Raw genomic sequence first — 17546 nt, 5'->3', positions numbered from 1 at the left:
ATCCGAAGAATGGCGAAGCCCTTGGGCGAAAAGGTGAAACCGCTCGGCGCCAAGATGGCGTCGTTCGTTCCCATGCCGCGACAGGCCATGAGTATCGATCCGACTATGGGGGTTCTTGGCCGGCTCGGCGGTATGGAAGTACGCCTCGCGCGCTCTCGCGAGGAGATCAAGGCAGCCCAGCAGCTGCGCTATCACGTCTTCTACGAAGAAATGGCGGCCCAGCCTTCGGCGCTCCAGCGCATGACCCGCCGGGACAAGGATGGGTTCGATCGTTATTGCGACCATCTTCTCGTCATCGATACGCAGAAAAGCGCCGTTCTCACCGAACAGATCGTCGGCACCTACCGCCTGATGCGCGATACGTCGGCGGCATTGGCGGGCGGGTTCTATACCGCGAGCGAATTCGATATCGGGCCGATGATCCTGCGCCATCCAGGCAAGCGCTTCCTGGAGCTCGGCCGCTCCTGCGTGCTCAAGGACTATCGCGGCAAACGCACGGTCGAGCTGCTATGGCAGGGGATCTGGGCCTATGTGCTCCACCACAAGGTGGATGTGCTGTTCGGCTGTGCCTCCCTTTCCGGCACCGAGCTCTCCACTCTCACCTTGCCGCTGACCTTTCTGGCGAACCACGCCAAGGCGCCAGACGAGTGGCGCGTGGCGGCTCTGCCTCACCGCAGCGTCGTGATTCCAGGCGAATGCCCCGACCCGAAGAGGGCGCTGGCGCAGCTTCCGCCGCTGCTCAAGGGATATCTACGCCTCGGGGGCTATATCGGCGAGGGCGCGGTGGTGGACTATCAGTTCGGCACCACAGACGTTCTGGTCGTCCTGCCGGTGGAGAACATCAATCCGCGCTATATCGGCCATTATGGCGCCGATGCCGGGCGGTTTGCCGCCTGATCCTAACGATCTGCGGAGGTTTTGCCCGCTACTCCATGGCCTCCCGCCTGTTCCCGCTTATTGGCCGATGCGCACGACGCTGCGGGTGGCGAGATCGACGATGATCGGCTGGCCGGCATAATAGAAGTAGCCGTAGCGGCCCCCCTTCTGCGGCTCCTCGATCTTGACCTTCGCGGGTACGGACTCGCCAAGAACGGGCAGGAACGGCACGCTCGTATCGTTGGCCGGATGCTCTAGCGCGTACTGGTAGACATTGACATTTGACGTCGCCGGCTGCGCGGTGTCGGCCAGCGCCGAGCTGGCGATGAGCGCAAATCCTGCTATCCCCGCAAGCTTTCTCATGTCATGATTCTCCAAGGCCGCCGGAGCGCCAAACATTGCACCGGAAATGCCTATCCTGCCAAATGGATGGCGCCGCCGCAATCACATGACCGCCACAACGGCGGTCAATTTCCTGCTGTTCGAAATGCGATTGCCGGCCTCGGGTTTCAAGCCGGGGCGACGAAAACGCGCTTCACGAAAAAGCAGGGGAGGGAGGCAGTCCGTGAACGCCGCCACGGTCGGCCGCCTTTCGGCTCGAGATGGCTTGGTATAATCGGGAAGGACGATCCTGCCCTCACGGGGGCACCGGTTGAGTATGCCTGACGAAGACGGACCTCGCGCGTTCATGACGGTCGACAAGGACATTGCTGCCCCCACTCCGATGATGGCTCAGTACATCGAGGTCAAGGCGGCCAATCCCGATTGCTTGCTCTTCTATCGCATGGGGGATTTCTACGAGCTGTTCTTCGAGGACGCGGCCGAGGCGTCGCGCGCGCTCGGCATCACGCTAACCAAGCGCGGCAAGCATCTTGGCGAAGACATTCCCATGGCGGGCGTGCCGATCCACGCCGCCGACGAGTATCTTCAGAAGCTGATCGCCCTCGGCCATCGGGTGGCGGTGTGCGAGCAGATCGAGGACCCGGCCGAGGCGAAGAAGCGGGGCGCCAAGTCGGTGGTGCGGCGCGACGTGGTTCGCCTCGTCACGCCCGGCACCATCACCGAGGAGGCGCTGCTCGAGCCGGGCCGTGCCAACTACCTGATGAGCCTGGCGCGCATCGGCGGCTCGGCCCCTGGCGCCGAATACGCGCTCGCCTGGACAGACCTTTCGACCGGCGTCTTCAAGGTGCTCGCGACAAAGGCCGATCGTCTTCTCGCCGATATCCTGGCGGTCGAGCCGAGCGAGCTCGTCGTTCCGGACACCGTGTTTCACGACGAAAGCCTGAAGAAGGTTTTCGCGCGGCTGGGGCGCACCGTGCGTCCCGAGCCGGCCGTTCTCTTCGACGGGGCGACGGCGGAAGAGCGGCTCTGCCGCTTCTACGGCGTGGCGACCCTCTCCGGCTTCGGGGATTTTTCCCGCGTCGAGCTTTCCGCCGCGGCGGCGCTGACCGCCTACCTCGCCAAGACCCAGTTCGAATCGCGTCCCGCCCTCGCGCGGCCGGAAAGGCTGGACGAGGGCGCCGTGATGCTCATCGATCCGGCGACGCGCACGAGCCTCGAACTTTCCCGCACCATCTCGGGCCGCCGCCAGGGCAGCCTTCTGGCTGTGATCGACCGCACGATGACGGGAGCCGGCGCGCGCCTATTGGCCTCCCGTCTCGCGGCGCCGCTCACCAACCCCGCCGAAATCCGGCGACGTCAGCGCTCGCTGTCCTTCTTCATCGAGGAGGCCGAAACGCGGCGGCGCCTGCGCGAGGCGCTGAAATCCCTGCCGGACATGGAGCGCGCGCTCTCCCGCCTCTCGCTCGACCGGGGCGGGCCTCGCGACCTTCTCGCCATCGGTGAAGGGCTCGCCCGCGCTGCGGCCATCGCCGATCTTCACGGCGCCGTCGACCTTCTGGAGACGCCGGAGCTCATCGAGGCGCTCGCCCATCTCCTGGCCCTGCCGGAGGTGCTGGCCGAGCATCTTTCCGCGACGCTGGATGATGACGTTCCCCTTCTGAAGCGCGATGGCGGCTTCGTGCGCGCCGGCGCCATCCCTGCTCTCGACGAGGCGCGCGATCTGCGCGATCGGTCGCGTCGGGTGATCGCCGAGATGCAGGGACGCTATGTCGAGGAGACCGGCGTCAAGTCACTGAAGATCAAGCACAACAACGTGCTCGGCTATTTCATCGAGGTTCCCGATACCCAGGCCGCCGCGCTCAGCCGGGGCGACGAGGCGAAGGCGCGCTTCATCCACCGCCAGACGCTGGCGAACTGCATGCGCTTTTCCACAGTCGAACTGTCGGAAATCGAGCAGAGGATTGCGGGCGCCGCCGCGGAGGCGCTGCGGCTGGAACTTTCGGCCTTCGAGGGCATGCGCGATGCGGTGATCGCCGCCTCCGCCGCGCTTCAGGCGGGCGCGTCGGCGCTCGCGATCCTCGACGTTTCGTCCGCGCTCGCCGAGCTTGCCATCGCCGAGGACTGGTGCTTGCCAGAGGTGGACGACAGCCTTTCCTTCTGCATCGAGGGCGGGCGCCATCCCGTGGTCGAGGCGGCGCTGAAGGCGGACGCGGCCTCCTTCATCGCCAACGACTGCGATCTTTCGCCGCCGCCGGGCACGAAGGCCGGCGCCATCTGGCTGCTCACCGGCCCGAACATGGGCGGCAAGTCGACCTTTTTGCGCCAGAACGCCTTGATCGCCGTGCTCGCTCAGATCGGCGCCTATGTGCCAGCCCGCCGCGCCCGCATAGGCGTCGTCGACCGGTTGTTCTCTCGCGTCGGGGCATCGGACGACCTTGCCGAAGGGCGCTCGACCTTCATGGTCGAAATGGTCGAGACGGCGGCGATCCTCAACCAGGCGGGACCGCGCGCGCTGGTGGTTCTCGACGAGATCGGGCGCGGCACGGCCACCTATGACGGCCTGTCCATCGCCTTCGCCGCCGTCGAACACCTGCACGAGGTCAATCACTGCCGTGCGCTGTTCGCCACGCACTTCCACGAGATGACGGCGCTCGCCGCGCGCCTCAAGCGCATGAGGAACGCGACCATGCGGGTGAAGGAGTGGGAGGGCGACGTCATCCTGCTCCACGAAGTCCGGCCGGGCGTTGCCGATCGGTCCTACGGCATTCAGGTCGCCAAGCTCGCCGGCCTGCCGCCGGCGGTGATCGAGCGGGCGCGCCATGTCCTGGCCGAACTGGAAAAGGGCGACGAGGGCGGCACGCGCACCGCCTTCATCGACGATCTGCCGCTCTTTGCCGCCGTGGCGCGCAAGGCGGCCGAACCCAAGCCGGCCAAGGAACAGGCTTCTCCGGCCCTGGAGGAGTTGGCGCGGCTCAACCCGGACGAAATGAGCCCGCGTGAGGCGCTGGAGGCGCTCTATCGGCTGAAGGGCCTGAACACGGGGGCAGCCTAAATTCAGTCGTCCGAACCTTGCCGGTTGCCAGCGCGCCGGGTTCGCTTTATGACTGGCCCATCGAACAGGGGTGCTCCGTATCGCCGGGGCTGAGAGGAAGGCGTCAGGCCTTCAAACCCTCAAGCTGATCTGGGTAATGCCAGCGGAGCGAGTTAAGCCATGTTTTCAGGCGCGCAGATTTCCCTCTATCCGATGACCGGCGACTTCGTTTCGGTCATTCTCGGCGCTCTCGAGGCGATCGATCCCTATCGCAAGCGGTTCCGCATCGAGACCGACGATCTTTCCACCCTCGTCGTCGGCCCGCCCGAGGAACTCTTTCCGCTGATGCGCGATCTCTTCGTCGCGGCGGCGAAATCGGGCGTTCATGTCGTTCTGTCGGCGACCGTCTCGCGCGGCTGCCCCGGCGAGCCCGATGCGGAGATATGCACGCCGACGACGGATCTCGGCCGCGTCAGCCAGGGCGCCGATGCCATCGAGACAAGCCTAGCGGCGGTGGACGCCGCGGCGCGGACCGGCCAGACCGTGGCCGCGCAATTTTCCTATTACCCGCTCGGCGACGGCCGCCACATGGACGAGATCTATGCGGCCATCGACTTTCTAAAAGAGTCCGGCGTCTTCGATCGGGCGAAGAACTTCTGCACCAAGCTGCGCGGCGATGCCGGTCCTGTCTTCGCGACCCTAGGGGAAGCCTTTCTCAATTTCGCGCCCGAGGGTGCCCACGTCGCCCTCGACCTGACCGTCTCGGCGAACAGCCCGACGCGGGTTCGCTAGGGCGACCAAGGCCGCTCCGGTGCGGCGCTCTTCTTCTCAACCTTTCCTTCCGTCTCCCGTTTAGAGGAGCTTGTCATGACATCCGCATGGACCCTGCGCGAAACGCTGATCGTCGCCGTTCTCGGCGCCGTCTTCGCGGCGCTCTACATGGGCTGGGTGCAGATCTGGCTGATCGCCCAGGCAATCATCGGGCCGCTTTCCATGGACGTCTTCATGGGGTTCTGGTTCGTCGCCTCGATCGTCGCCGCCGCCATCATCCGCAAGCCGGGCGCGGCGCTCGGCGCCGAGGTCCTCGCGTCCGCCGTCGAGCTTTTGCTCGGCAGCCCCGGCGGCCTGATCCTCGTCCTGTCGGGGCTCATCCAGGGCGCGGGCGCCGAGGCGGTTTTCGCCGCGACACGCTGGCGCAACTATTCGCTGCCGGTGCTTATGGCCGCCGGCGTCGGCTCGGCCGTCTTCAGCTTTGCCTACACCTGGATTCGCTTCGACTATGGCGCCCTGGCGCCGGGCCTTCTCGTGGCGATGTTCGTTCTGCGGTCTGTTTCGGGCGCGCTCCTGGGCGGCTTCCTCGGCAAGGTGATCGCCGAGGTGCTCTATCGCACCGGCGTTCTCCAGGGTCTGGCGATCGATCGTGACAAGCGCACCGCTGCGCTCGCCTGAGGAGTGCCCCATCGCCGAGTGGGCGGGCACACGCGTCACCTTTCCCTTCGAGCCGGTGCCCGCCGTCGGCCCGATCGACCTCAAGGTGAGGCGCGGTGAATGCGTCCTCCTTCTGGGGGCCTCGGGTTCGGGAAAGTCTTCGCTGCTTCTGGCGCTGACCGGCCTCATTCCTGAAAGCGTGCCGGCGACGGTGGCGGGGAAAACGCGGGTTGCGGGGCGGCCGGCAACCGAGCGCCGGCCGGCCGAGTGGTCCGACACCGTCGCCCATTACTTTCAGGATGCCGATCAGGTGCTCTGCGGCATGCGGGTCGAGGACGAAATCGCCTTCGCTCTCGAAAACCGCGCGTTGCCAGCCGCCGAGATCGAGGCTCGCGTTGGCGCCGCGATGGACCTGCTCGGGCTTCCCGAAAGCTGGCGCGACCGCCGCTCCCTTTCGCTTTCGGGGGGAGAACGCCAGTGGGTGGCCCTGGCTGCGACGCTGGTTCAGGACGCCGATCTCTTCGTTGCCGACGAGCCGACAGCGCATCTCGCCCCCGAGATTGCCCGGCGGCTGCACCACATCCTCGTCGCGTCCAAAGGCGAGCGGACGACGCTCATCGTCGATCATCGCATCGGCGAGGCGATCACCGCCGTCGACCGGGTTGTGGCCCTTGGGCGCGGTGGGCACGTTCTCGCCGAGGGCGAGCCGCGCCGCTTCTTCCGCGATCATGGTTCCCTTCTCGAGGCCGAAGGCATCTGGCGTCCGGCGGCGAGCGAACTCGATGCCCGTCTCATCGACGCGGGAATCGTGCTGACGCCGCCGCCGCTGACCATCGAGGAGGCGCTGGGCCAGCTTGCCGCTTCGGAGAAGGTGACGGAGGTGCTCGGTGCCTTTCTCGCCGAGCGGTTGCCGCCACGTCGTTCCTCGGCGGGGGCGGTGATCGTCCGTCTGGAGCGGGCCGATTGCGCCCCCTTTCTCGGAAAGCCTGTGCTCCTCGGCATCGATCTCGCGGTCCGGGCGGGGGAGGTGACGGTTCTTCTTGGCCGCAACGGCGCGGGGAAATCGACGCTTGCGGCCAGCCTCGCCGGCCTCCTGCGCCTCAAGGGAGGACGCCGCGAAGGCCCGGCGGGAGCCCTGGTGGTGCAGCAGGCAGAGGCGCAGTTCTCTCAAGGCTCGGTGCGCGAGGAGATCGCGTCCATGCTGAAGGGGACCGATGCGGCGGGCCATGCGGAGAAAACAGCAACGGTGCTTGCCGCCTATGGGCTTTCGGGCCTCGAGAGCCGCCATCCGATGACGCTGTCCCAGGGGCAGAAGCGCCGCCTCGCCATCGCCGCCATCGATGCCGCCGACCGCTGGTCGCTGGTTGTGCTGGACGAGCCGACGGCGGGGCTGGACGCCGCCGCGACGGCAGGCCTCATCGAGCGCATCGAGGCGTTGAGGGCGAAGGGGCGCGCTGTCGTCGTCGTCACCCACGATATGGATTTCGCGCTTCGCGTGGCCGATCGGGCCGTGGTCCTGGCGGAGGAACACGTGGCGGCCGAAGGGCCGGCGCAGGCGATCCTCCTCGATGGCGCGCTGCTGGCGCGTCACGGGCTGAAGGCGTCCGCGGCAGCCCTGGTGCGGCGCTGGCTCGACGGGGAGGGCCCATGCTGAAGCGCCTCAACCCGTTGACGGTCCTCGCGGCTGCGCTGATTTGGATCGTCGCCACCACGCTTGTCTTCTCCGTCGCCTTCCAGAGCGGGGCGCTCATCCTCTTCGCTGCCCTGATTCTCGTCCTTGGCCGCATCTCTCCGGCAAGACTGCTTCTTCTGATGATCCCCTTCGCCCTTTTCGGCTTTGGCTTCTTCACGACCAACGTGCTGTTTCGCCAGGAAAACGCCGAGGCGGTGGCGGTCTTCTCGCAGAGCCTTGCCGAAAGCGACGCGGCGCGCGGCGGTCTCATCCTCTTTCTGCGCGCACTCGCGGGCGGCATGATCTCCCTGTTCTTTGCCCTCAGCATTGAGCCGGTGGCGCTGGTTCGCGCGCTCATGGCCTATCTCCGTCTGCCGCCGCGCATCGCCTACGCGCTTTTTGCCGCCGTCGAGGTGGTTCCCGACCTTGCCGCGACGGCGCACCAGATCCGCCTTGTGGAGGCCATGCGCGCGGGCCGCCCGCTCCGGCGCTTCCCGACGCCTGGCGAACTCTTCCGCATGGTCGTGCCGCTCATGGCCTTTGCCGTGCGCCGGGCGGGGCGGACCGCCATCGCCATGGAGGCGAGGGGCTTTCGCGCCGACCGGCCGAGGACGCTGCTGCGCGTGCCGGGCTTCTCGCGCCTCGATCTCATCTTCGCGCTGGCGCTCGTCGCGGTGCTCGGGCTGGGCCTGATTTTCGCCTGATCATCCCGGAAATTGCTTGGCCGGGCACGGTTTTTCGGAACAGGCGAGCCGCCGCCGCTTTTCCTGCTTGACCCTCGCGGCGCCGAAGCGCGCCGCGTCTTCCCCGATCAATCAGAAGAAGAGGTGAGACCATGTCCGCCGAACAGATTCCCGCCCAGCACCAGGACCGCGATCCCGGCCGCGAATCCGAAATGACGCCCCGCCCTGACTACGAGCCGCGCTATCCGGGCTCCGGCCGCCTCAAGGACAAGGTCGCGATCATCACCGGCGGCGACAGCGGCATCGGCCGCGCGACCGCCGTTCTCTTCGCCCGCGAGGGTGCGAACGTCGCTATCGTCTATCTGGACGAGACGAGCGACGCGGCGGAGACACAGGCGGCGGTGGAGCGCGAGGGCGGCAAGGCCCTGCTCATTCGCGGCGACGTGCGCAGCAAGGATTTCTGTTTCGAGGCGGTGCGGCGCACGGTCGAGAAGTTCGGCAAGCTCGACATCCTCGTCAACGACGCCGGCCATCAGGAGGAGGACGAGGATATCCGGGGCATTTCGGAGGAACAGCTGAAGAAGACCTTCGAGACCAATATCTTCTCCTATTTCTACATGACCCAGGCCGCGCTCGATCACCTGAAGGAAGGCGCGTCCATCATCAACGTCACCTCGGTCAACAGCTACAAGGGCAATCCGGCGCTGATCGACTACTCCTCCACCAAGGGCGCGATCACCGCCTTTACCCGCTCGATGGCGACCAACCTCGCCGACAAGAAGATCCGGGTGAACGGCGTCGCGCCAGGGCCGATCTGGACGCCGTTCATCCCCATGTCCTTCCCGCCCGACAAGGTGAAGGATTTCGGCAAGTCCTCGCCGCTCGGCCGCCCCGGCCAGCCCAACGAGGTTGCGCCGTCGCTGCTGTTCCTCGCCTGCGAGGACGCCTCCTACATGACCGGGCAGGTGCTTCATCCCAACGGCGGCAAGATCGTCGGCGGCTGAGTGGTTAAACCGGCCGTCGTGCGCTTTTCTCGCGTCATTAAGGAAAACGCGCTATAGGCGGCCGGTTGGCCTCCCTTCCTCCAGGACCTTTGCCTAATGTCCAGCTCCTCAAAGCGAATCGCAGCGCGTTCGACGAGTGGGGAGGCGGACCCCTTGCGCATGGCCGAGATCATCGACGTTGAGGCCCTTGCCTCCGACCTTGACGCCATCGCCGCGGAGGACGAGACAGGCGGAGGATCGGCCCGCGCCAGAGGTAAGGTCCTCGCCCTGCTCAAGGCCGCCAGCGAGAACGGGCGCCAAGCCGTCAAGGCGATGCTCTTCGAGGATGGCCACGGCGGCCTCTGCGCCGAACGGCTGTCCGCCCTCCAGGACATCCTGATCCGCGCGATCCACGACTATGCCGTCGCCCATGTCGTCGGTACGGTCAACGCCTCGTCGGGCGAGCGGATGACGGTGCTGGCCGTCGGCGGCTATGGACGCGGCAAGCTCGCGCCGGGCTCCGACATCGATCTTCTGTTCCTTCTTCCCTACAAGCAGACCGCGCACAGCGAGCAGATCGCCGAATATCTGCTCTACATGCTTTGGGACATGGGATTTACCGTCGGCCATGCGACGCGCTCGGTGCAGGAGTGCATCCGCCTGTCGCGCACCGACATGACCATTCGCACCTCCATCCTTGAGCGGCGCAGGGTGGCCGGTGTGGAGGCGCTGGAGGCGGAGCTCGCCGAGCGCTTCGGGCAGGAAGTGGTGGAAGGCACGAGCGCCGAATTCATCGCCGCGAAGCTGGCCGAGCGCGACGCGCGCCACGCCAAGTTCGGCGACACGCGCTACCTTGTCGAGCCGAACGTCAAGGAGGGCAAGGGGGGGCTGCGCGACCTCAACACCCTGTTCTGGATCACCAAATACCATTATCGTGTCTCCTCCGGCGAGGATCTGGTGCGCCTCGGCGTGCTGTCGCGCCACGAGGCCAATCTCTTCGTCAAGGCGGACGACTTCCTCTGGGCTGTGCGCTGTCATATGCATTTCATCGCCGGCAAGGCGGTGGAAAGGCTGTCCTTCGACCTCCAGCCGGAGATCGCCGGCCGGCTGGGCTACAACACCCATCCGGGCTTGAAGGACGTCGAGCGCTTCATGAAGCACTACTTCCTGATGGCCAAGGACGTGGGCGACCTCACCCGGATCATCTGCGCAGCCCTTGAGGACGAGCAGGCCAAGGATGCCCCGCGCTTCCGCAACCTGGTGCGCAACCTCAGGAGCCGGGCGCGCAAGATTCCCGGCACCGTCGACTTCTACGTCGACAACAATCGCATCAATGTGAGCGGACCGGACGTCTTCCAGAAGGACCCGGTCAACCTCATTCGCGTCTTCAAGCTGGCCGCCTCGCTGGAGCTCGAATACCATCCCGCCGCGCTGAAGCTGATCCGCCGGTCGCTGCGGCTGGTCAACGCGGATCTGCGCGAGAACCGGGAGGCCAACAGCCTCTTCCTCGACGTTCTGACCGACCGCAAGGACCCCGAGCTTCATCTTCGTCGGATGAACGAGGCGGGCGTGCTCGGGCGCTTCATTCCGGAGTTTGGGCGCATCGTCGCCCTGATGCAGTTCAACATGTACCACCACTATACGGTGGACGAGCATCTGTTGCGCTCGATCTCCATCCTCTCTCGGATCGAGCGCGGCGACCTGGTGGACGATCACCCCGTCGCCACCGAGATCACCCGCGCGCTCAAGGACCGGGTGCCGCTCTACGTCGCCCTGCTGCTTCACGACATCGCCAAGGGCCGTCCCGAGGACCATTCCGTCGCCGGGGCGAAGATCGCCCGTCATCTCTGCCCGCGCCTCGGTCTCGACGAGCGCGAGACGGAGCTGGTGGCCTGGCTGGTCCAGGAGCACCTCGTCATGTCGATGACCGCTCAGCAGCGTGACCTCAACGACCGCAAGACGATCGTCGACTTTGCCGAGAAGGTGCAGACGCTGGAGCGGCTCAACCTTCTCCTTATCCTCACGGTCTGCGATATCCGGGCGGTGGGGCCGGGCGTGTGGAACGGCTGGAAGGGTCAGCTGATCCGCACTCTCTATTGGGATACGGAGCCGCTGTTGACGGGCGGCTTCTCCCAGGCTTCGCGCGAGGACCGCGGCCGTGCCGCCAAGGCTCGCCTTGCCGATGCGCTTTCCGATTGGCCGATTGCCGAGCGCGAGGCCTATATCGACCTGCATTATCAGAATTATTTCCTCACGGTGCCGCTGGAGGATCAGCGCCGCCATGCCGAGTTCATCCGCGAGATGAGGCTGGCGGGGCTGGCGCTGGCGACGGCGGTGCGCGTCGATGCCTTCACGGCCATCACCGAGATCACGGTTCTGGCCAGCGATCACCCGCGTCTGCTCTCGCAGATCGCCGGCGGCTGCGCGGCGGCCGGCGCCAACATCGCGGGCGCCCAGATCTTCACCACCTCCAACGGCTTCGCCCTCGACATCATCCGCATCAACCGCGAGTTCGAGGGAGACGAGGACGAGCGGCGCCGGGCGCAGCGCGTCTGCCGCAACATCGAGGCGCTGCTTTCGGGCCGCGAGGCCATGCCCAATCTCCTCGCGCGCCGCCGCACCTCCACCCAGCAGGCGGGGCTCTTCCCGGTCAAGCCGCGCGTCACGGTCGACAACGCGCTCTCCAACCGCTTCACGGTCATCGAGGTGGAGGGGCTCGACCGGACCGGCCTTCTGGCGGACCTGACGGGCGCCATCGCCGATCTCAGTCTGGATATTCGCTCGGCCCATATTACCACCTATGGCGAGAAGGTGGTGGACGTCTTCTACGTTACCGACCTGATCGGCGCGAAGATCACCTCGCAAAGCAGGGCCGAGCGCATCGAGCGCCGGCTCATCGCCGTCTTCGAAAATCCCGAGGAGGAGGCCTGCGGCGGCGGCTCTCTGTCCTTTCCTCAAGCGGTCGGCATCGCCAAACGATGAGTCTCGTCGGTAAGTTTGCAACGGTGGGAGGGGCGACCCTCTTCTCCCGGGTCTTCGGCTTTGCCCGCGAGATGCTGATGGCGTCCGCGCTGGGTGTCGGCCCGGTGGCGGACGCGTTCAACCTCGCGTTCCGCTTTCCCAACCTCTTCCGCCGGCTCTTTGCCGAAGGCGCGTTCAACGCCGCCTTCATCCCGCTCTTCTCCCGATCGTTGGAAGAAGAAGGCGAGGAGGGGGCGAAACGCTTCGCCACGGAAATCTTCTCGACGCTCCTCGTCGTCCTGACGCTCCTCACCGTCCTCGCCATGGTCTTCATGCCGGCTCTGGTGACGACGATCATCGCGCCGGGCCTTTCCGCCTGCGTCGACGATCCGGGCAATCCCAACGCCATCACCTGCGCGACGCGCTACGAGATCACGATCGCCTTCTCGCGCATCATGTTTCCCTACCTCGCGTCGATGTCGCTCTTGGCGATGGTGTCGGGCATCCTCAACGCCTTCCGCCGCTTCTTCGCCGCCGCCGTCGCACCGAGCCTGCTCAACTTCGCGCTGATCGGCGTTCTGGCCTGGTGCTGGTGGGTGAAGGCGGACAAGACGACCATCGGCTTCTTCATGAGCTGGGCTGTTCTCGTCTCCGGCCTCGGGCAGGTGGCGATGGTAACGGTCGCCATGCGCTTTGCCGGCTTCTCCCTGTCGATCCAGCGTCCGCGCTGGACGCCTGGGCTGAAGCGCCTGCTCGTTCTGGCCGGTCCCGCCGCCATCATCGGCGGCATCACCCAGATCAACCTCTTCGTCGGCCAGGCCATCGCCTCCTTCAAGCCCGGCGCCGTCTCGATCCTGCAATATGCCGATCGGCCCTATCAGCTGCCGCTGGGCATGGTGGGTGTGGCGATCGCGGTGGTCCTTCTGCCGGAACTCGCCCGCGCGCTGAAGGCGGGGCGACTTGGCGAGGCCCAGCACACCCAGAACCGCAGCCTTGAGTTCGCGCTGTTCCTGACAGTTCCGGCCGCCGTCGCCCTCTACGTCATGCCGGAGCCCATCATCCGCCTGATCTACGAGCGCGGCGCCTTCGACGCCTCGAGCACGGTGGCCGTCGCGCGGGTTCTGGGGCTCTACGCCCTCGGACTGCCCGCCTTCGTCATGATCAAGGTGTTCACGCCCGGCTATTTCGCCCGCGAGGACACCCGAACGCCGATGATCGCGACGGGGACCTCGGCTCTCGCCAACATCGCCCTGTCGCTGGGCCTCTTCTTCGTGATGGCCGAGCGCGGCATCGCGCTGGCGACGACGCTTTCCGGCTGGATCAACGCGGTGCTCCTCTTCGAGGGGCTGCGCCGGCGCGGCCTTTGGGAGATCGACCGCCAGCTCGTGAAGCGCTCCGTGATGGTGATCGTTTCCTCGCTTGTCATGGGAGGGGTGCTCCTGGTTCTCCTGGACCGGCTGTCGGAGCATCTGGCGCCGGGGGCGGGGCTTCATGCGGAGGCCGCGGCCGTCCTTGTCCTGGTGGCGGTCTCGATGGCGGTCTATTTCGTTGCTGTTTTCGCCACCGGCGGTGTCGACCGGAGCATGGTGCTTCGCATGCTCCGCCGGCCGCCGCGCCGCACTCCCGGCGCCTGATCGCGGCTGTGCTCGCCGCTATGCCGACGGCATGGCGGGCGGCAGCATTTGGCGCAGAACGGCGACGAACGCGGACTGGGGCGCGTCCCCCTCGGGATGGCGCAGTACGGTCATGTACCAGAGGTCCAGCACGATCTGTGCGAGGTGGATAGTCGGGACGGCCGGGCGGAGGTCCAGCCGCCGGGCAAGATCATCCAGAAGGGCGGCGAAGCCGGCGAGGCAATGGGCCTCGGCCGCGCGTAACCTGTCGCCGAACGCCCGATCGCGATGGGCGTGAAGGCGCAGCTCGGCCGCAAGCGCCGCCCATTCCTCGCGATCGTCGAGACCGTTAAGCCAGGCGGTGAGTGCCTCGAAGGTTTGCTCCGCGTCGGCGTCGAGCAGCGAGGCGGAAAGGTCCGCCAGTTGGCGATGGATGTCGGCCAGATGCCGCTCCATGATTTCCAGGATCAGCGCATCCTTGTCCGCGAAGTTGGAATAGAAGGCGCCCTGCGTGAATCCCGCCTCGGTGCAGAGCCGGCGCAGCGATAGCGCCGGGATCGATTCCTTCACGATCAGCCGTCTTGCCGTCTCGACAAGACGTTCGTGGGTGGCGGCCTGGCTGACCGCGCGGGGCGTGGATCGCGCCATTGCCGCTCTTTTTTCTTCGCTCAGAGGGAACCGTCAATTCCAGATATCATTTGATATCCGAAATTGACGGCGTCGGATCTCGGCGTCGCGGACCTTGGATTACAGGGTGACACTTGGAACCGACACGCTTTCATCCGAATGTAGAAATCATCTCAGACGACGAACAGCGCCTGACGGACGAAATCGTCGCGCAGATGGCGGCAAGCAGTCATGGCGCCTACGAGCGCCATCGCCACGCCATCCGCGATGCCCATGCGAAATCGCATGCGATTCTCAAGGGCGAACTCGTCGTCCACGATCTTCCCCCCGAACTGTCACAGGGGATTTTTGCTCGCCCGGCCACCTATGGCGTGGTCGCGCGTCTGTCTTCGGCGCCCGGCGATATCCATTCCGACAAGATCCCGGCGCCGAGAGGCTTCGCCATCAAGATCATCGGCGTGCCGGGAGCGCGGTTGTCACCGGAGATCGGCGGCGCCAATCAGGACTTCCTGATGGTCAACTTCCCGACGCTCGCCTTCGGGACCATCGAAAAATACAAGGTGCTGCTCGGCGTTCTGGAAGCCAATGCCGAAGCGCCCGACATCTTCCAGCGCATCGTCGCGGGTGCGGCGCGCGGCGCCAAGGATGCGGTGGAGGCCCTCGGCGGAACCGCGGGCGCGACGCTCGACGGTCTGGCGCGGGACAACAACCATCCGCTCGGCGAAACCTACCACACCCAGGCGGCCCTGCGCTTCGGCGCCTATATCGCCAAGCTGTCTCTCGCTCCGGCCAGCGTCGCGGTGAAGGATCTGACCGGCAAGCCGGTGCCCCATGTCGAATATTCGACGATGCGCGACGCGATCGGTGGCTTCTTTAGCGAGCACGGGGCGGAATACACGTTGCGCGCCCAGCTCTGCACGGATCTGGAGCGGATGCCGGTGGAGGATGCCGCCGTCCTTTGGGACGAGGCGCTGTCGCCGCACCGGCCCATCGCGACGCTGCGCTTTTCGTCCCAAGAAGCCTATAGCCCCGGCCGGCAGGTCTATGGCGACGACGTGCTGTCCTTCAACCCCTGGAACGGCGTCGAGGAACACCGGCCGCTTGGCGGCATCATGCGCATTCGCCGCGCCGCCTATGACCGCTCCTCCCGCTTCCGCCACCGCATGAACGATCGCCCGCGCGTGGAGCCCGCCAGCATCAACGACATTCCCGATTGAGGATCGCAGCATGACCGATAGCAAAGACCCCAGGCTCACCGACGAGACCCGTTTGGAGGAGGTCCGACGCCGCGCTTCCGAGCTGGCCGCGGACCTGCCGCAACTGGCGAGGATCGCGCTGGAAACCATGATCCGCGACCACAACCCGGCCTATAAGGGCAGTGCGAAGAAGGCAGGCCGCGCCGGCAAGCAGTCGGGCAACGTCTCCGAGCTGACGGCCATCGCGAAGTTGAAGCCCGGCGGCGCGGATCGGCTGCGCCGCATCTTCGATTTGACCGACGGCAACATGGACGGCGCGCAACGGGTTTCGACCTTGCACGACATGCGCTTCGTCTTCTTCGACGACGACACGCGCATCCTCTTCGCCACCGCTTATGACGGCGACTGGGATACCTACATCAACGACTTCGCCACCAAGATTCCCGGCCTGATGGACCTGTTGTTCGCCAATATCGAGGGCTGGCCCGGCATCGACAGCCCGAAGGTGAAGGACTTCATCGCCGATCATCAGATCGACGCCGCCGGCTGGTTCGTCGCCAATCCCCAGGTCACGGTGGTCGACGTCCGGCGCTATCAGCGCATGGAGAAAGCGCTCGGCGCCTTCCTCGACGCCATGGCCGTCAACAAGGAGATGGACCCGGCCACGAGAACCGCGCTGGAGAAGCTCAGCACCGAGATCGCCAAGCCGGAGGGGGTTGATTACTGAGATGGGCATCCTCGGCAATCTCGCCGCGCGCTTCCGGCGCGAAAGCGTCACGCTCGAGCTCGACGACATCCAGGCTCTGATTCTGCGATCGCGCCCCGAACCCTATGTCGGCATCCACGCGATGCTGCATGTGGACGAGGCGGAGGGAGGACGTGACCTCGTCCGCCGTCTGGCGCGGCACGTTCCCGCCGCGTCCGACTGGACGGAAGAGCGGGATGCGTGGATGGGCGTTGCGCTCAGCCACGCGGGATTGAGAGCTCTCGGCTTGCCGGAAACGGCGCTCAAGAGCTTCCCGCTGGCCTTTCGCCAGGGCATGGCCGAAAGGGCCGAGCAACTGCGTGATTTCGGCGAGAACGCGCCGGAAACCTGGGAAGAGGCGTTCAAGCCCGGCAATTGCCACATCGCGCTGACGATCTATGCGCGTGATGACGAGGCGCTCGATCGCACCATCGAACGGGCGATGGAGGAATACGACAGGTCGCACGGCGTCACACTTCTGGGCACGCACCGCTTCGGCGCCGATGCCGATGCGAAGAACCCCTTCGGCTTTCGCGACTCCATATCGCAGCCCACAGTGGCCGGCAGCGGCGTCGAGCCGCAGCCCGGTCAGGAGCGCGCCATCGCCGCCGGCGAATTCATCCTCGGCGAGAACAGCGAGGCCGGTGCGCCGGTCGCCATGCCGGAACCTTCGATCCTCGGCCGCAACGGCTCCTTCGTGGTGCTTCGCAAATACCAGAGCCGGGTCGGCGCCTTCAACGACTTCGTCCGCCGCCATGCCGAGAGCGAGCATGAACAGGAGAAGCTGGGCGCGAAGATGTTCGGGCGCTGGCGCTCCGGCGCGCCGCTGGTTCTCTCCCCGGACAGGGATGATCCCGAACTCGGCGGCGATCCGAGCCGCAACAACGATTTCGACTTCTCCAAGGACCCGCGCGGCCTCGTCTGCCCGCATTCGGCCCATATGCGCCGCCTCAACCCGCGCGGCAGCGAGCTGACCATCCTGACCGACGAGAACATCCATCGCATCATCCGTCGCTCCTCGACCTTCGGTCCGAAATGGTCGGCGGATGTCAGCGCAGCGGACGACGCGCGGGAGGATCGCGGAATCTTCTTCATTTTCATCAGCGCCCGCGCCTATGACACGATCGAATTCCTCCAGCAGGAGTGGATCAACCGGGGCAACTTCATCGATCTCGGAGAGGAGCGCGACCCGGTCGTCGGGCTTCACGAGGAGCCGGGACATTTCACCATTCCCGCTGATCCCGTGCGGCGCCGCCTCGATGGCGTGACCACATTCAATCGGCTGCGGGGCGGCGAGTACATGTTCATGCCCTCGCTCTCGGCCCTCGACTGGATTGGCAATGCCGGCTGGCGTTGAGCCGGCGGGCAAGCGCAAATCGCTGCTCCCGG

The 17546-nt window shown here is 66.1% G+C and carries 14 protein-coding genes and 1 riboswitch; of the genes, 12 read left to right on the top strand and 2 right to left on the bottom strand.

Features of this window, described 5'->3' with window-relative positions; genetic code table 11:
• Window positions 1–54: 54 nt before the first annotated feature.
• A complete protein-coding gene (gene olsB / locus B5D38_RS08285) occupies window positions 55–897 on the top strand; it encodes a l-ornithine N(alpha)-acyltransferase (protein ID WP_245319014.1) in 843 nt (280 codons plus the stop codon).
• A gap of 57 nt (window positions 898–954) precedes the next feature.
• Here olsB and B5D38_RS08280 read toward each other — a convergent pair whose 3' ends face one another.
• Window positions 955–1239, bottom strand: a complete 285-nt coding sequence (locus tag B5D38_RS08280) for a hypothetical protein (protein WP_131829882.1) — start codon at window positions 1237–1239, stop codon at window positions 955–957.
• A 325-nt stretch (window positions 1240–1564) separates the two neighbouring features.
• Here B5D38_RS08280 and mutS point away from each other — a divergent pair, with 325 nt between their 5' ends.
• From mutS to murJ, 8 genes are all read left to right on the top strand, one after another.
• Window positions 1565–4270 (top strand): DNA mismatch repair protein MutS, encoded by a 2706-nt coding sequence (gene mutS / locus B5D38_RS08275; protein ID WP_245318932.1) that lies wholly within the window; start codon window positions 1565–1567, stop codon window positions 4268–4270.
• 56 nt (window positions 4271–4326) lie between these two features.
• Window positions 4327–4438, top strand: a riboswitch (TPP riboswitch).
• Entirely contained in the window at window positions 4430–5041 is a 612-nt protein-coding gene (locus B5D38_RS08270) for a YkoF family thiamine/hydroxymethylpyrimidine-binding protein (protein WP_078707952.1), read from the top strand. (Overlaps the previous riboswitch by 9 nt.)
• Before the next feature lie 75 nt (window positions 5042–5116).
• A complete protein-coding gene (locus B5D38_RS08265; protein ID WP_078707951.1) occupies window positions 5117–5698 on the top strand; it encodes an ECF transporter S component in 582 nt (193 codons plus the stop codon).
• Window positions 5670–7331: an ABC transporter ATP-binding protein gene (locus B5D38_RS08260; RefSeq protein WP_078707950.1), complete on the top strand. Its 1662-nt coding sequence runs from the start codon at window positions 5670–5672 to the stop codon at window positions 7329–7331. Before B5D38_RS08265 ends, B5D38_RS08260 begins: the two co-directional genes overlap by 29 nt.
• Window positions 7325–8053, top strand: a complete 729-nt coding sequence (locus B5D38_RS08255; protein ID WP_078707949.1) for an energy-coupling factor transporter transmembrane component T family protein — start codon at window positions 7325–7327, stop codon at window positions 8051–8053. The genes B5D38_RS08260 and B5D38_RS08255 overlap by 7 nt, the downstream gene beginning before the upstream one ends.
• A 131-nt stretch (window positions 8054–8184) precedes the next feature.
• On the top strand, window positions 8185–9036 hold the full coding sequence (locus B5D38_RS08250) for an SDR family oxidoreductase (RefSeq protein WP_078707948.1): 852 nt from the start codon (window positions 8185–8187) through the stop codon (window positions 9034–9036).
• A 96-nt stretch (window positions 9037–9132) separates the two neighbouring features.
• Window positions 9133–11997, top strand: coding sequence for a [protein-PII] uridylyltransferase (locus B5D38_RS08245; protein ID WP_078707947.1), 2865 nt, complete (start codon window positions 9133–9135; stop codon window positions 11995–11997).
• A complete protein-coding gene (gene murJ, locus B5D38_RS08240; protein WP_078707946.1) occupies window positions 11994–13610 on the top strand; it encodes a murein biosynthesis integral membrane protein MurJ in 1617 nt (538 codons plus the stop codon). The genes B5D38_RS08245 and murJ overlap by 4 nt, the downstream gene beginning before the upstream one ends.
• Window positions 13611–13628: 18 nt before the next feature.
• On the opposite strand, the gene B5D38_RS08235 is transcribed toward murJ, so the two are convergent.
• Complete coding sequence (locus B5D38_RS08235) at window positions 13629–14237, bottom strand: TetR/AcrR family transcriptional regulator (protein ID WP_078707945.1); 609 nt, start codon at window positions 14235–14237, stop codon at window positions 13629–13631.
• 113 nt (window positions 14238–14350) lie between these two features.
• Here B5D38_RS08235 and B5D38_RS08230 point away from each other — a divergent pair, with 113 nt between their 5' ends.
• From B5D38_RS08230 to B5D38_RS08220, 3 genes are read left to right on the top strand one after another with little or no spacing between them, the layout of a single operon-like run.
• Entirely contained in the window at window positions 14351–15433 is a 1083-nt protein-coding gene (locus tag B5D38_RS08230; RefSeq protein ID WP_207552918.1) for a catalase family protein, read from the top strand.
• Between the two features lie 10 nt (window positions 15434–15443).
• The gene (locus B5D38_RS08225) at window positions 15444–16139 is read left to right on the top strand and encodes a hypothetical protein (RefSeq protein WP_078707944.1); all 696 of its coding nucleotides are present in this window, start codon (window positions 15444–15446) and stop codon (window positions 16137–16139) included.
• Complete coding sequence (locus B5D38_RS08220; protein WP_245318928.1) at window positions 16129–17514, top strand: Dyp-type peroxidase; 1386 nt, start codon at window positions 16129–16131, stop codon at window positions 17512–17514. Before B5D38_RS08225 ends, B5D38_RS08220 begins: the two co-directional genes overlap by 11 nt.
• Window positions 17515–17546 lie beyond the last annotated feature (32 nt).

Source organism: Consotaella salsifontis (assembly GCF_900167365.1).
GTDB classification, from domain to species: Bacteria; Pseudomonadota; Alphaproteobacteria; order Rhizobiales; family Rhizobiaceae; genus Consotaella; species Consotaella salsifontis.
This window is presented reverse-complemented; position numbering and strand designations above follow the sequence as displayed.

What these genes read in the sequence shown, in the direction of transcription:
- B5D38_RS08245 (WP_078707947.1), top strand. Translation starts at nt 9,133, where the DNA reads ATGTCCAGCTCCTCAAAGCGAATCGCAGCGCGTTCGACGAGTGGGGAG.
- mutS (WP_245318932.1), top strand. Translation starts at nt 1,565, where the DNA reads ATGACGGTCGACAAGGACATTGCTGCCCCCACTCCGATGATGGCTCAG.
- olsB (WP_245319014.1), top strand. Translation starts at nt 55, where the DNA reads ATGGCGTCGTTCGTTCCCATGCCGCGACAGGCCATGAGTATCGATCCG.
- murJ (WP_078707946.1), top strand. Translation starts at nt 11,994, where the DNA reads ATGAGTCTCGTCGGTAAGTTTGCAACGGTGGGAGGGGCGACCCTCTTC.
- B5D38_RS08235 (WP_078707945.1), bottom strand. Translation starts at nt 14,237, where the DNA reads ATGGCGCGATCCACGCCCCGCGCGGTCAGCCAGGCCGCCACCCACGAA.
- B5D38_RS08250 (WP_078707948.1), top strand. Translation starts at nt 8,185, where the DNA reads ATGTCCGCCGAACAGATTCCCGCCCAGCACCAGGACCGCGATCCCGGC.
- B5D38_RS08270 (WP_078707952.1), top strand. Translation starts at nt 4,430, where the DNA reads ATGTTTTCAGGCGCGCAGATTTCCCTCTATCCGATGACCGGCGACTTC.
- B5D38_RS08255 (WP_078707949.1), top strand. Translation starts at nt 7,325, where the DNA reads ATGCTGAAGCGCCTCAACCCGTTGACGGTCCTCGCGGCTGCGCTGATT.
- B5D38_RS08280 (WP_131829882.1), bottom strand. Translation starts at nt 1,239, where the DNA reads ATGAGAAAGCTTGCGGGGATAGCAGGATTTGCGCTCATCGCCAGCTCG.
- B5D38_RS08225 (WP_078707944.1), top strand. Translation starts at nt 15,444, where the DNA reads ATGACCGATAGCAAAGACCCCAGGCTCACCGACGAGACCCGTTTGGAG.
- B5D38_RS08265 (WP_078707951.1), top strand. Translation starts at nt 5,117, where the DNA reads ATGACATCCGCATGGACCCTGCGCGAAACGCTGATCGTCGCCGTTCTC.